14 protein-coding genes are annotated in these 18,508 nt (G+C 70.4%); 8 read left to right on the plus strand and 6 right to left on the minus strand.

Annotated elements, in window-relative coordinates:
- Positions 1–27 precede the first annotated feature (27 nt).
- From QQM39_RS11850 to QQM39_RS11870, 5 genes are all read left to right on the plus strand, one after another.
- Positions 28–3,297, plus strand: coding sequence for a nitrate- and nitrite sensing domain-containing protein (locus tag QQM39_RS11850; RefSeq protein ID WP_301996651.1), 3,270 nt, complete (start codon positions 28–30; stop codon positions 3,295–3,297).
- Between the two features lie 10 nt (positions 3,298–3,307).
- The gene (locus QQM39_RS11855; RefSeq protein WP_004983065.1) at positions 3,308–3,721 is read left to right on the plus strand and encodes a roadblock/LC7 domain-containing protein; all 414 of its coding nucleotides are present in this window, start codon (positions 3,308–3,310) and stop codon (positions 3,719–3,721) included.
- 95 nt (positions 3,722–3,816) lie between these two features.
- Positions 3,817–4,395, plus strand: coding sequence for a DUF742 domain-containing protein (locus QQM39_RS11860; RefSeq protein WP_301996652.1), 579 nt, complete (start codon positions 3,817–3,819; stop codon positions 4,393–4,395).
- Positions 4,376–4,957 carry an ATP/GTP-binding protein gene (locus QQM39_RS11865; RefSeq protein ID WP_026248371.1) on the plus strand — a complete coding sequence of 194 codons (582 nt, stop codon included), beginning with the start codon at positions 4,376–4,378 and terminating at the stop codon, positions 4,955–4,957. The genes QQM39_RS11860 and QQM39_RS11865 overlap by 20 nt, the downstream gene beginning before the upstream one ends.
- Before the next feature lie 99 nt (positions 4,958–5,056).
- A complete protein-coding gene (locus tag QQM39_RS11870; protein ID WP_301996653.1) occupies positions 5,057–8,083 on the plus strand; it encodes an NACHT domain-containing NTPase in 3,027 nt (1,008 codons plus the stop codon).
- Between the two features lie 57 nt (positions 8,084–8,140).
- On the opposite strand, the gene QQM39_RS11875 is transcribed toward QQM39_RS11870, so the two are convergent.
- From QQM39_RS11875 to QQM39_RS11885, 3 genes are all read right to left on the minus strand, one after another.
- Positions 8,141–8,335, minus strand: coding sequence for an acyl-CoA carboxylase subunit epsilon (locus tag QQM39_RS11875; RefSeq protein WP_301996654.1), 195 nt, complete (start codon positions 8,333–8,335; stop codon positions 8,141–8,143).
- A 57-nt stretch (positions 8,336–8,392) separates the two neighbouring features.
- Entirely contained in the window at positions 8,393–9,976 is a 1,584-nt protein-coding gene (locus QQM39_RS11880) for an acyl-CoA carboxylase subunit beta (protein ID WP_301996655.1), read from the minus strand.
- A 154-nt stretch (positions 9,977–10,130) separates the two neighbouring features.
- Positions 10,131–12,452, minus strand: coding sequence for a polysaccharide lyase 8 family protein (locus tag QQM39_RS11885; RefSeq protein ID WP_301996656.1), 2,322 nt, complete (start codon positions 12,450–12,452; stop codon positions 10,131–10,133).
- A 156-nt stretch (positions 12,453–12,608) separates the two neighbouring features.
- Here QQM39_RS11885 and QQM39_RS11890 point away from each other — a divergent pair, with 156 nt between their 5' ends.
- Positions 12,609–13,163, plus strand: a complete 555-nt coding sequence (locus tag QQM39_RS11890) for a YceI family protein (protein WP_301996657.1) — start codon at positions 12,609–12,611, stop codon at positions 13,161–13,163.
- Between the two features lie 18 nt (positions 13,164–13,181).
- On the opposite strand, the gene QQM39_RS11895 is transcribed toward QQM39_RS11890, so the two are convergent.
- Positions 13,182–13,757 carry a YdeI family protein gene (locus QQM39_RS11895; protein WP_301996658.1) on the minus strand — a complete coding sequence of 192 codons (576 nt, stop codon included), beginning with the start codon at positions 13,755–13,757 and terminating at the stop codon, positions 13,182–13,184.
- 161 nt (positions 13,758–13,918) lie between these two features.
- A complete protein-coding gene (locus tag QQM39_RS11900; protein ID WP_301996659.1) occupies positions 13,919–14,353 on the minus strand; it encodes a hypothetical protein in 435 nt (144 codons plus the stop codon).
- Between the two features lie 345 nt (positions 14,354–14,698).
- Between QQM39_RS11900 and QQM39_RS11905 the strand changes: the two genes are divergently transcribed.
- The gene (locus QQM39_RS11905) at positions 14,699–15,901 is read left to right on the plus strand and encodes a Cmx/CmrA family chloramphenicol efflux MFS transporter (RefSeq protein ID WP_301996660.1); all 1,203 of its coding nucleotides are present in this window, start codon (positions 14,699–14,701) and stop codon (positions 15,899–15,901) included.
- Between the two features lie 346 nt (positions 15,902–16,247).
- Entirely contained in the window at positions 16,248–17,030 is a 783-nt protein-coding gene (locus tag QQM39_RS11910; protein WP_301996661.1) for a trypsin-like serine protease, read from the plus strand.
- A gap of 81 nt (positions 17,031–17,111) precedes the next feature.
- On the opposite strand, the gene QQM39_RS11915 is transcribed toward QQM39_RS11910, so the two are convergent.
- Positions 17,112–18,473, minus strand: a complete 1,362-nt coding sequence (locus QQM39_RS11915) for a hypothetical protein (protein ID WP_301996662.1) — start codon at positions 18,471–18,473, stop codon at positions 17,112–17,114.
- Positions 18,474–18,508: the final 35 nt, after the last annotated feature.

An 18,508-nucleotide genomic window follows, 5' to 3' on the forward strand; every position in this document is an offset into this window, starting at 1 on the left:
CGACCCCGCCGGAAGGTTGTTGGTCGAGTGAGGCGAAGCAAGAGCAGTCCCGAGCCGTCGGCCCGGGGCAACTTCACCCCGCCGCCGCGCGGAGCGGCGCCCGCCCCTGTGCCCGGATCGGAACCCACGGCGGCGCCTGCGCCAAGCGGCGGCCGTCTCTCGCCGCGCAACTGGCGCGTGCCGACCCGGCTGAACGCGATCCTGCTCATACCCGTGCTGGTCGGCCTCGTCATGGGCGGCTTCCAGGTGAAGAGCTCGATCGACACCTGGCAGGAGGCCGAGGACGCGGAGAACACCGCGCGTCTGGTCCGGGCCTCCCTGAACTACGCCGACGCCCTCTACAACGAGCGTGACGTCACGGCAGCGCCGCTGCTGCAGGGCAAGGGCGAGGACGACAAGACGGTCACCGCGGCCCGTGCCAACACGGACAAGGCAGCCGACGAGTTCGACGCCGCCGCGCAGAACATGCCGCAGAAAGCGGGCCTGGAGCGCCGTCTGAAGGTGTTCCGAGACGCCGAGCCGGGGCTCGCCGACCTGCGCGCGGCGGCCTACACCAACAAGCTCACCGGTGTGCAGACCGAGGAGGGCTACGTCGAGGTCGCGCACCCTCTGACGGAGTTCGCCAACGAGCTCGGTCTGGGCACCGGCAACATCACCTCCTACGGCCGCACGGTCTACGCCATCGAGCTCACCAAGGCGGCCCTGTCGCTGCAGCGCTCCATCGGTATGCACCTGCTGGTCAAGCCCGGCCCCACCGCGAGCAGCTTCGCCAGCCAGCGGGTCGCTCTCTCCTCGTATGCCTACCTGGAAGGCATCGCCATCGAGGAATACAAGGGCGGTGGCACCGAAGCCGACGCGCAGAAGCTCGAGGACGCCAAGAAGGAGATCACGGCCGAGGGCGCGGCCATGGCCAAGGAGGCCGCGGCCAAGGACCCTGACTACGTCCCGCCGCCGGCCGACCCGACCAATATGGTCAAGCTCCTCGTCGGCCTCGAGTCCCCCGCCCCCAGCGCCCGCGCCGCACTCGCCGAGCAGGGCGTCACCGCGCAGAACTGGTGGGCGGTCAACACCCTCAAGTTCAACGCCTACCGCGAGATCGAGTCCGACCTGGCGGACACCGCGGTGAACGAGGCCTCCAACATCGCCGACGACGCCAAGCGTGACGCCCTCATCACCGGTGCCGCCGTCGTCGTCGCCCTGCTCGCCGCGTTCATCCTGGCCGGCATGGTCGCCCGCCAGATGTCCCGCGCGATGCGCCAGCTGCGCAACGCCGCCTTCGGCATCGCCGAGCAGCGCCTGCCCATGCTGGTCGACCAGCTCTCGCGCACCGACCCGGGCCGCGTGGACACCCGCGTCCAGCCCATCCCGATCAACACCCGCGACGAGATCGGCGAGGTCGCCCGCGCCTTCGACCAGGTCCACCGCGAGGCCGTCCGGCTCGCCGCCGAGCAGGCCCTGCTGCGGGGCAACATCAACGCGATCTTCACCAACCTGTCGCGCCGCAACCAGTCGCTGATCGAGGGCCAGCTGACCCTGATCACCGACCTGGAGAACAACGAGGCCGACCCGGACCAGCTGGAGAACCTCTTCAAGCTGGACCACCTCGCGACCCGTATGCGCCGCAACGGCGAGAACCTCCTCGTCCTCGCCGGCGAGGAGCCCGGCCGCCGCTGGGACCAGCCGGTCCCGCTGGTCGACGTCCTGCGCGCCGCCTCCTCCGAGGTGGAGCAGTACGAGCGCATCGAGCTGTCGGGCGTCCCGGAGGCCGAGATCCACGGCCGCGCCGTGACCGACCTCGTGCACCTGCTCGCCGAGCTCCTGGAGAACGCGACGACGTTCTCCTCCCCGCAGACCAAGGTCCGGGTGACCGCCACCCGTCTCCCCGACGGCCGCGTCATGATCGAGATCCACGACAAGGGCATCGGCCTCACCGCCGAGGACTTCGCGGACATCAACCACAAGCTGGCCAACCCGCCGACCGTGGACGCCGCGATCTCGCAGCGCATGGGCCTGTTCGTGGTCGGCCGGCTGTCCGACCGGCACGGCATCCGCGTCCAGCTGCGCCCCTCCGGCGAGCAGGCCGGCACCACCTCGCTGGTCATGCTGCCGGACGCGATCACGCACGGCGGTGGCGGCGAGCAGCAGCCTGCCCATGACGACTTCACCGTCTCGCAGATCATCCCGGAGCAGAACTTCCAGGGTGAGAACTTCAACCAGGTGCCGATGCGTACGGCGGCGGAGCTCGGCTTCGACGACAGCCGCTACACCGAGGTCCCGGACGACATCCGCGAGCTGGACCCCGTCGGCCGCTCCCTGATGCGTGAGGAGCGCCGTGCGGCCCTGGAGTCCCAGAACCACGGCGAGCAGCCCGGCCAGGAGAACCCTGGGGCGCCCGGGTACGACGACTTCACCGGTCAGCCGGCCTACGACGGCCAGAGCGGCTTCCCCGAGCAGCGCGGCGGGTTCGACCAGCAGCCGTCGTACGACGAGCAGCGCCAGTCGTACGAGGAGCAGCAGCGGCAGACGCCGTACGAGGAGCAGCAGCGGGCCGCGTACGACGAGCCGCAGCGGCCGTCGTACGACGACACGTACTACGCGCCGAACGGGGGCCTGCAGCAGAACGACACCTTCTCGTCGGGCGGCGGCTACCCCGAGCCCTCGTATCCGGAGGCGACCCGTGAGGAGCCCGCGGCCGCGAGCGCGTCGGCCCCGGAGACCTTCCCCGCCTTCGAGCAGCGGCGCCACCAGGACGACTGGCCGCAGCCGAACGGCTACCGCAACGGGTACCAGGACCAGTACGCTCCGGAAACGGAATCTGCGCAGGCCGATGACTCGAACGAGCGCGACCGCGTAGGCTTCGACGGTCCGGGACCGGCATCCTCCGCCGCCCACGCACTGACCGACGCCGGGCTCCCCCGCCGTGGCTCCGCCGCGAGCGGCACCAACGGCGCTCGGCCGGTGCGACAGGAATCGCCGGCCCCCACGCCGGAGAGCAACGGCGACAGCAGCTGGCGCTCGGCCAACGACGACCGCTGGCAGCAGGCCGCGCAACTCCGGAAGCCCAAGGCGGGCGGGGTCACCTCCTCCGGCCTGCCGCGGCGGGTACCCAAGGCCAACCTGGTCGAGGGAGCCGCCGAGACCACCCCCCAGGGAGGTCCACAGATCTCCCGCGCTCCCGAGGACGTCCGGGGCAGGCTGAGCAACCTGCGCCGCGGGGTCCAGCGGGGACGCAGCGCGGGAAGCGAAACGAACGGTCAGGGCTTCGGTTCTGACAGCACCTACAACCAGGAGCGTTAGTGTGAGCCCGATGAGCCAGGCGGCACAGAACCTGAACTGGTTGATCACCAACTTCGTGGACAACACCCCCGGGGTGTCGCACACGGTGGTGGTCTCCGCCGACGGACTCCTTCTGGCGATGTCCGAAGGCTTCCCCCGCGACCGCGCCGACCAGCTCGCGGCCGTCGCCTCCGGTCTGACGTCTCTGACGGCAGGCGCCTCCCGTATCTTCGAGGGTGGCAGCGTGAACCAGACGGTTGTGGAGATGGAGCGGGGATTCCTGTTCATCATGTCCATCTCCGACGGTTCGTCGCTCGCGGTCCTCGCACATCCGGAGGCGGACATCGGCCTCATCGGGTACGAGATGGCGCTTCTGGTCGACCGAGCCGGTACGGTCCTCACGCCGGATCTTCGTGCGGAGCTTCAAGGCAGCCTGCTCAACTAACAGACAGTCGGTGCGTTTTGGCGTCCCGGGGCCGTAAGGTTTCGGGACGCGGCTCCACATGATGGGTGCCAGGCACAGTCGGAGGAGGAGAAAAAGTGGCAACACCCCCAGGCGGTTCATCGTCGGGTAATTGGTCGTACGGTCCTGGCCAGGGCCAGAACGACGGTTCCCAGAACCCGAACCGTTACAACTTCCCCTCCTCCCCGAGCCAGCGGCAGCCGTACGCGCCCCAGGGCCCCGGCCCCTCGCCGTACGACCAGCCGCCGGCGCCGCGCATCCAGCCGGTGCAGCCGCAGCGACGCGCCCCTGAGCCGGCGCCCGCCGGGTCGTCGCACAACCCCCTGGTACGCCCGTACGCCATGACCGGCGGACGGACGCGCCCGCGCTACCAGCTCGCCATCGAGGCGCTGGTGCACACCACCGCGCAGCCGCACCAGATGCAGGGCCAGTTGCCCGAGCATCAGCGGATCTGCAACCTCTGCCGCGAGATCAAGTCGGTGGCGGAAGTCTCCGCCCTCCTGACGATCCCTCTCGGCGTGGCCAGGATCCTCGTCGCCGACTTGGCGGAGGCGGGCCTGGTCGCCATCCATCAGCCCGGCGGCGACGAGAACGCCGGCGGCCAGCCAGACGTGACACTGCTCGAAAGGGTGCTCAGTGGACTTCGCAAGCTCTAGCGGCGGTCCTTCCCGCTCCACCACCTCGGCGAAGATCGTGGTGGCGGGTGGCTTCGGCGTGGGCAAGACCACGTTCGTCGGGGCCGTTTCGGAGATCAACCCGCTGCGCACAGAGGCCGTGATGACTTCCGCTTCGGCGGGCATCGACGACCTCACCCACACCGGAGACAAGACGACCACGACGGTCGCCATGGACTTCGGCCGCATCACCCTGGACCAGGACCTGATCCTGTACCTGTTCGGCACCCCCGGTCAGGACCGCTTCTGGTTCATGTGGGACGACTTGGTGCGCGGCGCGATCGGCGCGATCGTCCTGGTGGACACCCGCCGCCTCGCCGACTGCTTCCCCGCGGTCGACTACTTCGAGAACAGCGGCCTGCCGTTCGTGATCGCGCTGAACGGCTTCGACGGCAACCAGCCGTACAACCCGGACGAGGTCCGTGAGGCCCTCCAGATCGGTCCGGACACCCCGATCATCACGACGGACGCCCGCCACCGCGCGGACGCCAAGTCGGCGCTGATCACGCTGGTCGAGCACGCGCTGATGGCGCGGCTGCGCTAGCGGCTCTCCGGCGGCCGGTCTTCGGCACGTTTCGCTTGCGGCCCTTGTTCCTCCTGTGGGAGGGATGGGGGCCGTAGGTGTGTTGAGAGGGGTGCGGGGATGAGCGCGGAAGCGGCTGCCTTACGGCTGGGGACGACCGTGGCGCGGGCGGCGGCCCAGGTGTGGCTCGGTGGGAAGCGGCGGGAGCAGGAACGCCGGTTGTCGATGGCCGAGTTGGTGCGGGTGCGGGTGTCCGGGTTGCGGCTGCAGCGGAGCGTGGAGCGGCAGTTCGAGGAGATCGCGGACGCGGTGTTCGACCGGCTGGCGCCGTTTCTGGAGCGGGAGTTCCGGGGGCTGGACGAGGGTGGGCGGCGGGCGGTGCTCGACGCGGTGTGCGACACCTGCGTACGGGCCGATCTGTCGGACGAGGCGCTGCTGGCGGCGGACGTGAATCCGGCGGAGGTCGTGCGGCGGATCACGGGGGCCGTGCGCGCTCCGGTGGGGCTGAGCGAGGCCGAAAGCCGCCTGTACGAGGTGCTGTTCGCGGAGTGCTGCGAGTACTACGTACGGATCGTGCGAGGACTGCCGGTCTTCCAGGAGCGGGCGCTTGCGGAGCTGTTGGCGCGGACGACGTCGCTCGGCGCTGAGATCGCCCGGGTCCTGGAGCGGTTGCCGGACCGGTCGCTGTTCGCGCCGGAGGGGACGGACCGGGACGGGGAGTTCCGGCGGCGGTATCTGGAGCTGGTCAGTACCTCGCTGGACGAGGTGGAGCTGTTTCGGCGTGCGTCGGACCGGGCGGTGGCGCAGGCTCGGTTGTCGGTGGCGTATGTGAGCCTGCGGGCAACGGGCGACGACGGAACGGCCCGGCGAAGGGCTGGAGGACGCTCTCTGCCGCTACTACGGCCCGATATGAGCGACTGGGAGGACGGCGGGCGGGGCGAGGCCGCGGGGATGCGTGTGGAGGCCGCTCTGGGCGGTGCCTCGCGGGTCCTGTTGCGGGGTGAGGCGGGTTCGGGCAAGACGACGTTGCTGCGGTGGCTGGCGGTCACTGCGGCTCGGGGTGCGTTCACGGGTGAGCTGGCCGGGTGGAACGGTCTGACGCCGGTGTTCGTGAAGTTGCGGGAGTACAGCGGACGGGTACTGCCGGTGCCGGAGGCGATGCTCGATTCGGTGGCCGGGCACATCACGGGGGTGATGCCGAAGGCGTGGGTGGAGCGGCAGTTGGCGGGCGGGAAGGCGCTGCTGTTGATCGACGGGGTGGACGAGCTGCTGGACGGGGAGCGGCGGGCCGTACGGGAGTGGCTGCGCAAGCTGCTCGCGGCGTACGGGGACATAAGGGTGGTCGTCACCTCGCGTCCGTCCGCGGCAGGGGCGGACTGGCTGCGCCGGGAGGAGTTCACGGCGCTGCACCTGGACCGCATGACGCCACCCGATCTGGTGGCGTTCGTACGGCAGTGGCATCAGGCGGTGCGGGAGCTGGGTGAGGAGTTGCCGTGCGCGGTGGAGGAACTGCCGCAGTACGAGCAGTCGTTGCTGAACAGCCTGAAGGACCGACCGCATCTCCAGTCACTCGCGGGGACGCCGTTGCTGGCGTCGCTGCTGTGCGCGATGCATCTGAACCGGGGCAGCCAACTCCCCCGTGACCGGATGGAGTTGTACCGGAACGCCCTGCACACGCTGGTCCATGAGCGGGACGCGCACCGCAGCGTCCCCAGCGCCGTGGACAGCCGGCTGAGCCTCGGGGACAAGCTGGTGCTGCTGCGGGATCTGGCGTGGCGGCTGTCCGACAACAACCGCAGTGAGATCTCGCTGGAGCAGGCGGAGCGGTATGTCGGCCGGAAGCTGACGGGGATGCGGCATCTGGAGGAACGGGACGGGGTGCGGGTCCTGGACCAGTTGCGGGGGCGCTCAGGCGTACTGCGCTCCCCCGCCGTGGGGCGGCTGGACTTCGTGCACCGGACGTTCCAGGAGTACCTGGCCGCCCAGGAGGCGACGGAGGAGGACCGCATCGGGAACCTGGTGGGGCGGGCCCACCTGGACATCTGGCGGGAGACGATCATCATGGCGGCCGGGCATGCCAATCGGCCGCAGCGGGAGGAGTTGCTGGGCGGGATCCTGGACCGGGCCGAGGAGGAACCCCGGCACGCGCGGCGGTTGCGGTTGCTGGCGGCGGCTTGTCAGGAGACGGTGCCCGAGGTCTCCGGCGAGTTGGCAGGGCGGTTGGACGAGGCGGTGGCAGCGCTGCTTCCGGCACACCGCGTGACGGATCCACCGGCGCTGGCGGCCGTGGGGCCGAGTCTGCTGCGTGAGCTTCCCCAGTCCTTGGAGGAACTCACACAGAAGGCGGCCATGCAGACGGTGCGGACGGTCGCGCTGATCGGCGGGGAGGAGGCGCTCCGGCTGCTGGCGGGATACACGCGGGATCGGCGCGACCCTGTCATCACCGAACTCATCCACGCGTGGGGCTACTTCGACGCGGAGGACTACGCCACGCAGGTGCTGGCCCGCCTCCCCCTGCGGGGCCGCAACGCCGTGATCACCCACTCCGGCCAGTGGAATGCCGTGCGGCGGCTGGCATCCGTCGACGGTCTGTCGGTCAAGCACCCCGTCTCGGACTTCGCGATGCTCACCGGCCTCCCGCCCCTGAGAAGGCTGCTGGTCTTCCAGGTGGAGGGCGAGGCCGACCTCACCGATCTCAAGGCCCAGCCCTCTTTGACCTCACTCGTCCTGCTGGGCACGGGATCGATGAGGCATCTCGAAGCACTGGGTGAACTGCCACGGCTACGGCAGCTGTACCTGGGGCTGGCCGGTACACCGAGCTTGGCGGATCTCCGTCTGGGACCGAAGGTGACCGACCTCTCGCTGTGGGACCTCGAAGCGACAGCCAGCCTGGCTCCGCTCGTCGGCCATCCCGGTATCACGTCTCTGGAGATGCTCCCGATGGACACCTGCCTGCCGGCCGCCCTGCGGCACCTGCCCACCCTGCCCCGGCTCCGACATCTGAGTCTGCACAACGTGGACGTCGCCGCCTGGCTCGACTCGGCACCCGTCCTCCCTCCCAGCCTGAAGCGCCTCAGCCTGTACGGGTGCCTCCTGCCCGACCCACGCGCCCTCGACTTTCCCGGCGTCACCGTCGCCGTCCGCTGACACAGACCACGGCCCCGCCCTCCCCCAGGGAGAACGGGGCCGTACGTTCGCCAGGCCTCAGCGCCAGCTGTGCGGCGCCCGGAACCCGGGCTCGCGCTCCAGGCGGCGCCAGCCCGCCTTCGCGCGGCCGCGGTGGGCCGGGGTGGTGTCGGAGGGCTGGGCGGCGGCGCGGGCCAGGAGGATCGCGGTGATGGCCGCGACTTCCTCGGGCTCGGCGTGGCCCTTCTCGACGCGGATGTCAGGGGAGTTCATAGGTCACAGTCTCCGTGAGAGAGGTTTCCGCGGGGGTACCGCGAAGGATCCGCTGGGTTACTGCGGGGGGTTGCCGTGCTTGCGGGACGGCAGGTCGGCGTGCTTGGTCTGGAGCATCGCCAGGGACTTGATGAGCACCTCGCGGGTCTCCGCGGGGTCGATCACGTCGTCCACGAGGCCACGCTCGGCCGCGTAGTAGGGGTGCATGAGCTCGGACTTGTACTCCTTGACCATGCGGGCCCGCATGGCCTCGGGGTCCTCGGCCTCGGCGATCTGCCGGCGGAAGATGACGTTGGCCGCACCTTCCGCGCCCATGACGGCGATCTCGTTCGTCGGCCAGGCGTAGGTGAGGTCCGCGCCGATGGACTGGCTGTCCATGACGATGTAGGCGCCTCCGTACGCCTTGCGCAGGATCAGGGAGATCCGGGGGACGGTCGCGTTGCAGTAGGCGTAGAGGAGCTTCGCGCCGTGGCGGATGATGCCGCCGTGCTCTTGGTCGACGCCCGGGAGGAACCCGGGGACGTCCAGGAAAGTGACGATCGGGATGTTAAAAGCGTCACACATCTGGACAAAGCGCGCAGCTTTTTCCGATGCCTCGATGTCGAGGACACCGGCGAGGGACTGCGGCTGGTTGGCCACGATGCCGACCACCTGGCCGTCCAGCCGGGCCAGCGCGCAGATGATGTTGCGGGCCCAGCGCTCGTGGACCTCGAGGTACTCGCCGTCGTCGACGATCTCCTCGATGACCTTCGCCATGTCGTACGGCCGGTTGCCGTCCGCCGGAACCAGGTCCAGCAGGACGTCCGAGCGGCGGTCGGCGGCGTCCGTGGAGTCCACCCGGGGCGGGTTCTCGCGGTTGTTCTGGGGCAGCAGCGAGAGGAGGTAGCGGACCTCCGCGATGCACGTCTCCTCGTCGTCGTACGCGAAGTGGCAGACGCCGCTCGTCTCCGCGTGGACGTCCGCGCCGCCCAGGCCGTTCTGGGTGATCTCCTCGCCCGTCACCGCCTTGACCACGTCCGGGCCGGTGATGAACATCTGGGACGTCTCGCGGACCATGAAGACGAAGTCCGTCAGGGCGGGCGAGTAGGCCGCACCGCCCGCGCACGGGCCGAGCATGACCGAGATCTGCGGGATGACACCACTCGCCCTGGTGTTGCGCTGGAAGATGCCGCCGTAGCCGGCGAGGGCGGAGACGCCTTCCTGGATGCGGGCGCCCGCGCCGTCGTTCAGGGAGACCAGCGGGGCACCGGCCGCGATGGCCATGTCCATGATCTTGTGGATCTTCGTGGCGTGGGCCTCGCCCAGCGCGCCGCCGAAGATCCGGAAGTCGTGCGCGTACACGAAGACCGTCCGGCCCTCCACCGTGCCCCAGCCGGTGATCACACCGTCCGTGTACGGCTTCTTGGCCTCCAGGCCGAAGCCCTGGGCGCGGTGCCGGCGCAGCTGCTCGACCTCCCGGAAGGAGCCCGGGTCCAACAGCAGCTCGATCCGCTCCCGGGCGGTCAGCTTGCCCTTGGCGTGCTGCGCCGCGGTCGCCTTCTCGCTCGGGCCGGCCAATGCCTGCGCACGGATCTCGTGCAGCTCGGCCGTCCGCCCGCGGGCGTCGATCGGCTCACCCGGTGCCTCATCCAAAACGGTCATGTAGCGACCTTACGAAGGACACGAAGGAAAGCGAGCCGTTGACTCCGTACAGTCTCCGGAGCGTTTTCCTGGTACCCCTGAACAGAACCATCACTGCATGCAGCCCTTCCGACTGCTCAGAGGGCGTCCGCGTTGTGGGGGTCGCACAAAGTCGTCAGCCGAGAGCCACCTCACATCGGTGGGTCGCGCATACCATCCCCGGAGTGACACGGACCCGCAGTCGGCGGCCCGTCGCCAGGATCTCGACCGAGTCGTCCGCCCGCAGGACGCGGCGTACGGGGTGCTCCCAGGTGATCTCCAGCGGCTCGCCGGTGCGCGGCGGCTCGCTCACGCAGAGCGTAGCGGTACGGCCGCCGCGGCGGAGCAGCACACTCGCGCCGGCGGAGGCGGTGAGCGGGCCGGTCGTGCCCGGCTGCCAGAAGTTGACGGCCGTCAGGCCCAGGGAGGGCACGTGCACCGCCTGGCGCGCGCGGTCGTTGGCGAGGACCGACAGCCGACGGGCGCCCTGTGCGGCCCGCGCCGCCACCTCATGCCGGCCGGCGCCCGGCATGAGCACGTAGACGTATGTCGCGTCCGTCGGGTCCGTGCCGTGGTCCAGCCAGAGGGTCTGCCAGCGGCGGGTGCGGCGCTCGGTCGTACTGGTGGTGTTGATGTCGGCCCAGGCACCGGTGCGGTCCTCGCGCAGGGCGCGCAGATCGCCGTACGGCACCACCCAGCCGCCGTGGCCCTCCAGATGCGCCCAGCCCGGGCCGCGTACGAAGGCCTGGGTGCCGCCCTCCCCCAGGTTGCGGTTGTCGACGACGGTCTCGACGGGCACGCCGTCGGCGCAGGTGATCCCGGCCCCGAGGCAGATCACGGCGTCCTCGACGCAGAACCATGACTTGCGGGCTTCGAGCGTCGACCCCAGGCCCTTCAGATGCTGCCCGATCGCCGCGTACTCGCCGTCGGTCGTGCCGCCGACCCACCGCACGTCGGGCTTGGGCTCGCCCCACTCACCGCCGGCCTTGTCGGGGAGGCGGAGCGTGGAGACGGTCGTACCCGGGAGCCGGTACCAGTCGACGGTCGGCCAATACCAGTCGGTGTACTGGTCACCCAGACCCTCCGCCCACCAGGAGAGCATCCCGGCGCCGGTGTGCCAGCCGCGCGGGTTCTCGCCGTTGCCGCACTCGTAGTGGGCGATGCGGTCGCCGGCCATGGCGATGTTCGCGACGAAGCCGGGGCGGCGGTGGACGGCCCGGTCCATGGCGGCGAAGAGGTGGTGGCCGGTGGGCTCGGGAGCGGCGGGGACCGGCGACGCGGCGACGGCGTGCAGTCGGGCGAGGTCGGCGACCCCGAACTGGCGCGCCGTCAAGACCGGTGTGACGGTGTCCCGTTCGATCCATCCCTTGATACGGCCGTGCCAGCGCTCGCGTTCCACGGCACTCGCGCCGCCCGCGAGCAGGGTCATGGCGGCGATGACGCCCTGGCCGTGGAAGTGGTCGCTGCGCATCACGTGCCGGTCGTCGCTCTTGAGGTAACCCCGGCTGATGGCACGGCCGTTGACGCTGTCCATCATCAGCCCGTCGTGGATGAGCGGGGCGAAGGCGCGCTCGACGCTGTCCAGGACGATCTGCCTGTTCGGGTCGGTCACCTCCCACTCGGATCCGGCGAGCAGGGCGAAGAGGCGGCCGAGGCCGTCGAGGAGGACCTGGCCGTAGGTGCCGGAGTAGGCGACCCAGGTGTGCTGGATGAAGGAGCCGTCGGCGTAGAGGCCGTCGCCCTTCGTGACGTAGGGGAAGACCGGGGAGAGCCCGTCACGGGCGAGCGCGATCTTCGCCGGGGCCCGGCCGAGGATGCCGCGCAGGGCGACGCCGCGGCACAGGTCGACGCGGTTGGCGCCGGTGGAGGTGCCGGAGTAGTCGGTGAGCATCGAGTCCGGGATGAAGTGGTCGACGGCTGCGCAGGCGTCGGCGATACGGGCGTCGCCGAGGTGGCCGTACAGGGCGGCCGTGATGTCCGTCAGCAGGCGGGGGCTGCCGATCTGCCATTCCCACCAGTTGCCGTAGCGGGTGGTGGAGGGGTTGTAGATGGTGGCGGAGAGATGGTCGAGGCCGCGCAGGACGTCGGCGAGGAGGGCCGGGTCGGTGGTGGAGCCGGTGCCGGGCTGGACGTAGGCCTGGGTCATGGCCCACAGGCGGCCGTAGCTCTGGGTGATGCCGGCGGGCGGGTCGTAGGGGTGGCCGGGCCAGAGGGAGGTGGGGGTGGGGGCCATGGTGGCCTGGAAGCCGCGGGCGAGGGTGCCGGTTTCGGCGAGGCGGGAGGCGTACGGCTCGGCCGTCGGGTCGTAGTCGGCGCCGAGCGCGATGCCGAGCCAGCGCAGGCGGAGGGCTTCGTAGGGGTCGGCGTCGGCGGCGGGAGCGGTCGTGGCCGTGGCTGCGGTCGTGGTCGTGGTCAGGAGCGCCGCCGCGAGTAACACGGCTCGACGGGTGGGTCCCATGGAGGCTCTTCGCTGTGGATTCATGCCCTGGGCATCTACCACCTCAGAGTAATCACGCCAACACCTGGCGGATGATGTTGAATCCCGAACGGAATAGACCTAGGGTCGGTCGCGTTGATGTAGTTAAAGATTCAACATCTCGCGAAGGAGTACGTCATGGTGAGCTCCGACCTGTCCGCCCTCACCGGCGACTACACGATCGACACGGCCCACTCCACGATCGGCTTCACCGTCCGCCACGCCATGGTCACCAACATCAAGGGCAAGTTCCTCGACTTCAGCGGCTCGCTGCACCTGGACGGCAGCGACCCGTCCGCGTCCACGGCCTCCATCGACGTCAAGATGGAGAGCATCGACACCGGCTCCGCGGACCGCGACGGGCACCTCAAGAGCGCGGACTTCTTCAAGACGGACGAGTTCCCGACGATGACCTTCCGCTCGACCTCGGCGCAGGCCCTCGGCGGCGACGACTACCGCATCACCGGCGACCTGACGATCCTCGGCACCACCAAACCGCTCACCATCGACCTCGAGTTCAACGGCGCCGCGAAGGACCCCTTCGGCAACGAGCGCGTCGGCTTCGAGGGCAAGGCGGAGATCCTGCGCTCGGAGTGGGGGCTGACCTGGAACGCCGCGCTGGAGACGGGCGGGGTGCTGGTCTCGGACAAGATCAAGCTGAACTTCGATATTTCGGCGATCAGGAACGCGTGACCCTGGGCGGGGCTGGATCTAGATCTCGGCCCCCGCCTCCAACTGCGCAATCGCCGCGCCCACTTGAGCCGCCCTGGCCCCAGGGGTCCGGGCCTGGAGCACCCCGAGCATGACGAGGTACTGATCCGTCCTGCCGAGCCCGTCGAAGGCGGCCTTGGCCCGGGGGCTCCGCTCCAGTGCGGCCGCGAGGTCCTCGGGGACGGTGGCGTGCTTCTGCGACTCGTACGCCGCCGCCCACCGCCCGTCCGCCTTCGCGGCGTCCACCTCCGCGAGGCCGGCCGGGCGCATGCGGCCGGCGGCCGTCAGCTCCTCGACGCGCCGCACATTGACCATCGACCAGAGGCTGCCCGGCCGTCGCGGGGTGATCCTCTGCAGGAAGTACGCGGCGTCGAGACTCCTGCGCTGACCGGTGATCCAGCCGTGGCAGAGCGCCACGTCGTTGACCTCGGCGGCGGTGACCGAGGGGATGCCCGAGCCCTTCTTGGCGACCTTGATCCAGAGGCCGGGGTGAGGGGCGGGGTGGGTGGTCAGCCAGGTGTCGAGGGCGGTGGTGGATTCGAAGGCGACGGGGTCTGTGCCGTCGGGGGTGGTCATGGGGAGACGGTAGGTCAGGTATAGGTCAGCTTCTGTCCTATGAGGGGGCCCGCCCCGCGCCCACCTCATCACCCACCCTCGTAGAGCCGCCGCAAGTCCACCAGCACCACTTCGCCCCTCTCCCCCGCGCTGCGCAGTTCGTCGGTGAACCCAGCACCGCTCTAGCAGGCCGGCCGCACAGCCGACACATCGACCCCGCGACCCGCGAGCAGCGCCTGCGCATGGCGCAGCCGTTCCAGATGCCCCGTGCCCATGACCTGATCCCACTTGGCCTCGCCCAGCGAGAGCAGGACCCCATTGTCCTGGTCCACGGCTCCGCGTACGACGACATCGATCTCGTAGCCGGTGCGCAGCGCCTGATCAGGAACGGTCCCGTACGAGACATCGATCGGCATGCCCCCGAATGTCTCGGGAGCCGCGAAATGGGCCACCCATTCGCGGCAGATCTGCTCAAAGTGCGGGCCGACGACAGCCGAGAGGAATCGCGGCAGGGAGCTTTCCCAGACCTGTTCCGCCATGCCTCGGTCCAACAACGGAAGCTTGGGCCGTGAAATGGCGTGATCGAAGGCGATCAGGGGTTCGCCGACTCGGTACACGCTCCGGTTCCTGCGGAAGGCGTCCACCTCTCTGCGTACAAGTCCGCAGCCCTGCAGGACGGTGAGGGGGTGAGTGATGTCGCTCGTGGGGCGCTCCAGGCAAGCGGAGCAGCATGTCGTCGCTGCGCTCGGCGTCCGCTGAAAACGGGTGGACCCGCTCGGCCGGGTCCGCTTAGTCTGCGCCTGTGTCCAGCCCCGAAGCCTCCAGACTCCGGCCACCGGCTCTCCGGTGGCTGCTTGTGATGCCGGGCTGATCAGCTCACTCCGTTTCAGGGCTCACTCCGCTGCCGGACGGCCGTTCAACGTGCCGTTTTCGACGTCGACTTCGGGTTGCGGAGTTTCTTCATGCCGTTCGCTCTTTATCTGCTGGGCGTTGCCGTGTTCGCGCAGGGGACGTCCGAGTTCATGCTGTCCGGGCTGTTGCCGGACATCGCCCGGGATCTGAGGGTCTCCGTCCCGGCTGCCGGTGCGCTCGGCTCGGCCTTCGCCGTGGGGATGGTTGTCGGGGCGCCCCTGATGGCCGGGCTCGCCCGGCGGTGGTCCAGGCGGGGTGCGCTGTTGGGGTTTCTGGGCGTCTTTCTCGCCGTCCATGTCGTCGGGGCCGTGACCGAGAGCTTTGGGGTACTCCTCGGCACCCGCGTCGTCGGTGCGCTCGCCAATGCGGGGTTCTTGGCTGTCGCCCTCGTCGCGGCCGTCCACATGGTCGAGCCGGATGCCAAGGGCCGGGCCACGTCCACCCTGCTCGGCGGAGTCACGCTCGCCTGCGTGGTGGGGGTGCCCGCCGGGGCGGTGCTCGGTCAGCTCTGGGGGTGGCGTGCGGCGTTCTGGGCGGTGGCGCTGGTGTCCGTGCCTGCCGTGGTGGCCGTCGTGCGGTCCGTGCCGGGTGGTTCCGCCGACTCCGCGCGGCCTGCCCTGCGCGGTGAACTGCGGTCGCTGCGCAGCCCTCGGCTCCAGGTCACGCTGCTCCTCGGTGCCCTCGTGAACGCCGCCACCTTCTGCACCTTCACCTATCTCGCGCCCCTGGTCACGAAGGTGACGGGGCTGGAGCGCGGATGGGTGCCCGTCGTGCTCGCGCTGTTCGGTGCGGGGGCGTTCGCGGGGGTCGGCGTCGGGGGGCGGTTCGCCGATCGGTGGCCCGGGGTGGTGGTGATCGGGGGCGGGAGTGCCCTGTGCCTCGGGTGGGGTTCCTTCGCGCTCGGCGCCGGGACGCCGGCCGTGGCGCTCGGGCTCGTCTTCGTGCAGGGTGCCCTGTCCTTCGGTGTCGGATCCACGCTCATCTCCCAGGTGCTGTACGCGGCTCCCGGCGCGCCCACGCTGGGCGCCGGCTTCGCGACGGCCGCGTTCAACGTGGGCGCCGCGCTGGGGCCGTGGCTCGGCGGTACGGCCATCGGGGCCGGGCTCGGGTACCGGTCACCCCTGTGGGTCAGCGCTGCGCTGGTGGCGCTGTCGCTGGTGGCGGCGGGGGTGGCGGTGGCTGTGGCAGGTCTGGCCCGGCGGTGTCATCAGGGCACGGCCGGGCGTCGTAGCCAGGCGTCGTCGTCGGCATGACCGCCGCGCCGCGGCCCGGTTCCGGACGGGGTGCGGCCCAGGCGCGGACGGGCACCGGCGTGCGTGGATCACGGTCCATGTCGACGCCGGTGCCCTGTGGCGGCTCGGGCTCGGGTTCGCGCCGGTCTGCGCACCGCCGTCCTCGACCCGCCCGTGTCCTGAAGGGGTCTGGCCGGAATTTGCCCCTTGCCCGTGCGCTCACAGAATCCACATAATCCAGCAACAGAATTGACTAGCGCATGACAGACCGAGGGCCGCACCCATCACCGTCTCTCTTCCTGCCATGCCCCTGACGTCCCAGCGCTCTCCACGTTCGTATGTCCAACCCCCCACGGAAGGCATCACGTTGAAGAAGCTCCTCACCGCGCTCAAGAGATGCGCGGTCCTCGGCGCCGCCGCTCTCGCGATCGTCAGTCTTCAGCCCGTCTCGGCCGCGAACGCGGCCGATTCGCGCGTCGTCGGCGGAACCCGTGCCACGCAGGGCGAGTTCCCGTTCATGGTCCGGCTCTCCATGGGCTGTGGCGGCGCGCTCTACACCCAGCAGATCGTGCTCACCGCCGCGCACTGTGTGAGCGGGACCGGTGCGAACACGAGCATCACCGCCACCGCCGGTGTCGTGGACCTGCAGTCCACCAGCGGCCGGGTCCAGGTCCGCTCCACGTACGTGTACCGGGCCCCCGGCTACAACGGCAACGGCAAGGACTGGGCGCTCATCAAGCTCGCCCAGCCCATCAACCTGCCGACGCTGAAGATCGCCACCACCACGCAGTACAACACCGGCACCTTCACCGTCGCCGGCTGGGGCGCGGCCACCGAGGGCGGCTCCCAGCAGCGCTACATGCTCAAGGCCAACGTGCCGTTCGTCAGCGACGCCACCTGTCGTTCCTACAGCGGCTACAGCGGCCTCATCGCGAACGAGGAGATCTGCGCCGGCTACGCCTCGGGCGGTGTCGACACCTGCCAGGGCGACTCCGGCGGCCCGATGTTCCGCCGGGACGCGAGCAACGCGTGGATCCAGGTCGGCATCGTCAGCTGGGGCATAGGCTGCGCCCGCCCGAACGCCCCCGGCGTCTACACCGAGGTCTCGACCTTCGCCTCCGCGATCGCCTCGGCGGCGGCCGGTCTCTGACCTGCCAGTGCCTCTGATTTTTGAGTACTGCGGGCCCGGCGTCCTCGGACGCCGGGCCCGTGTGGCGTTCCACGCCTACGGCTAGAAACCTCCCCCGTCGAAGCCGCCCCCACCGAAGTCCCCTCCGCCGAAGCCTCCTCCGCCGTCGAACCCGCCCCCGTAGTCCCCGGCATCGAAGTCCGCCCCGGACACGTCGCCGCCCTCGTAACCCCCGCCGCCGTAGCCGTACCCGGCGCCGTAGTCGGCCGCGTAGGCCGGCATGGCCATCATGCTGCCGAGCATCGTGCCGATGAGGAGGCCGGGGAGGATGCCGCCGCCGAAGTAGCCGCCGGCCCAGGGGCCGTAGGCGGGGCCGGCCTCCCAGTACGGGCGGCGGCCGTAGTCCGTGTCCACCTCGCGGACCATGGGGTCGCGGCCTTCGGCGAGGCGGCTGCGGTCGGCCGCGCAGACCGGGACCTCGCGGGCGCTGCCGCCGGGTGGGGTCCAGGTCTCGTCGGCCACCGCCGGGCCATGGCGTGGGTCGAAGAAGCAGGGTGGCCGGCGTTCCGGAAGGGGCCGGTGCTCCCGGCGGGCGGCCAGCTGGGTGAGGGAGAAGCGGCCGTCCGCCAGGGCTTGGGTGACCGCCTTGACGTCCTCCGGTTTGCGGGCCCCGTCCATGAGCCGTTTTGCCTGCTCGTAGGAGTCCAGCGCGCGTTCGTAGTCCGCGCGCATCGCGTCGTCGGCACGGGGCTCGGCCGGGTGGAAGTCCAGACGGTCGAGTTCCTCGCCGAAGGCCGTGATGTCCTCGTCGACCACGACCCGCAGCTTCTCCAGCGCCGCCCGCTGCTCCTCCTCGTGGCGCCGCCGGTTGCGCCGGACCAGCGCGTACGCGCCCGCGCCGCCCGCCGCCAGTACCGCGCCGGCGGCGACCAGCCCGCCGACGTCCACGCCACCGCCGCCCCCGCCGTCGCTCCAACTGGCGGGCGCCGTGCCGCGCACGTTGCGCAGCGCCGCGTCGACGAAGTCGTTCAGCTGGGCCTTGGGGTCACCGGCGCCCCGCACCGACGTGACCAGGTTGTCCACGCCTTGCCGGGACAGGACCGAGGAGTCGGCCGCCGCGTCGAAGCGATCATCGACGCGGACGCCGTACAGGCCCGTGACACCGGTCTCGGTACGGAGGTTCAGGAGGAGGTTCTGCGTCGGCTGGTCGGCCGGGAGAACGACGACGAAGACGGGTTTGTCGGCGTCCTTGATCTTGTCGGCGAGCGCTTCGGCGTCAGCCGACGACAGTTGGTCCGAGGCGGCGGGGGCGACGTAGACGGGGCCCTCGCGCAGTTCCTCGGCGACGGTTGAGAGGTCCGTGGCCGCGTGCGCGCCGGGGGCACCGGCCAGGAGCACCGCGAACGTCGCGGCGACCGGCACCACAGCTGCGCGCATGAGGCCCCGGAACAGCGGAGTCCTCATACTTCGACGCTACCCGATGGGGCACGAGAACGGGC

This window comes from Streptomyces sp. DT2A-34 (assembly GCF_030499515.1).
Taxonomy (GTDB): domain Bacteria; phylum Actinomycetota; class Actinomycetes; order Streptomycetales; family Streptomycetaceae; genus Streptomyces.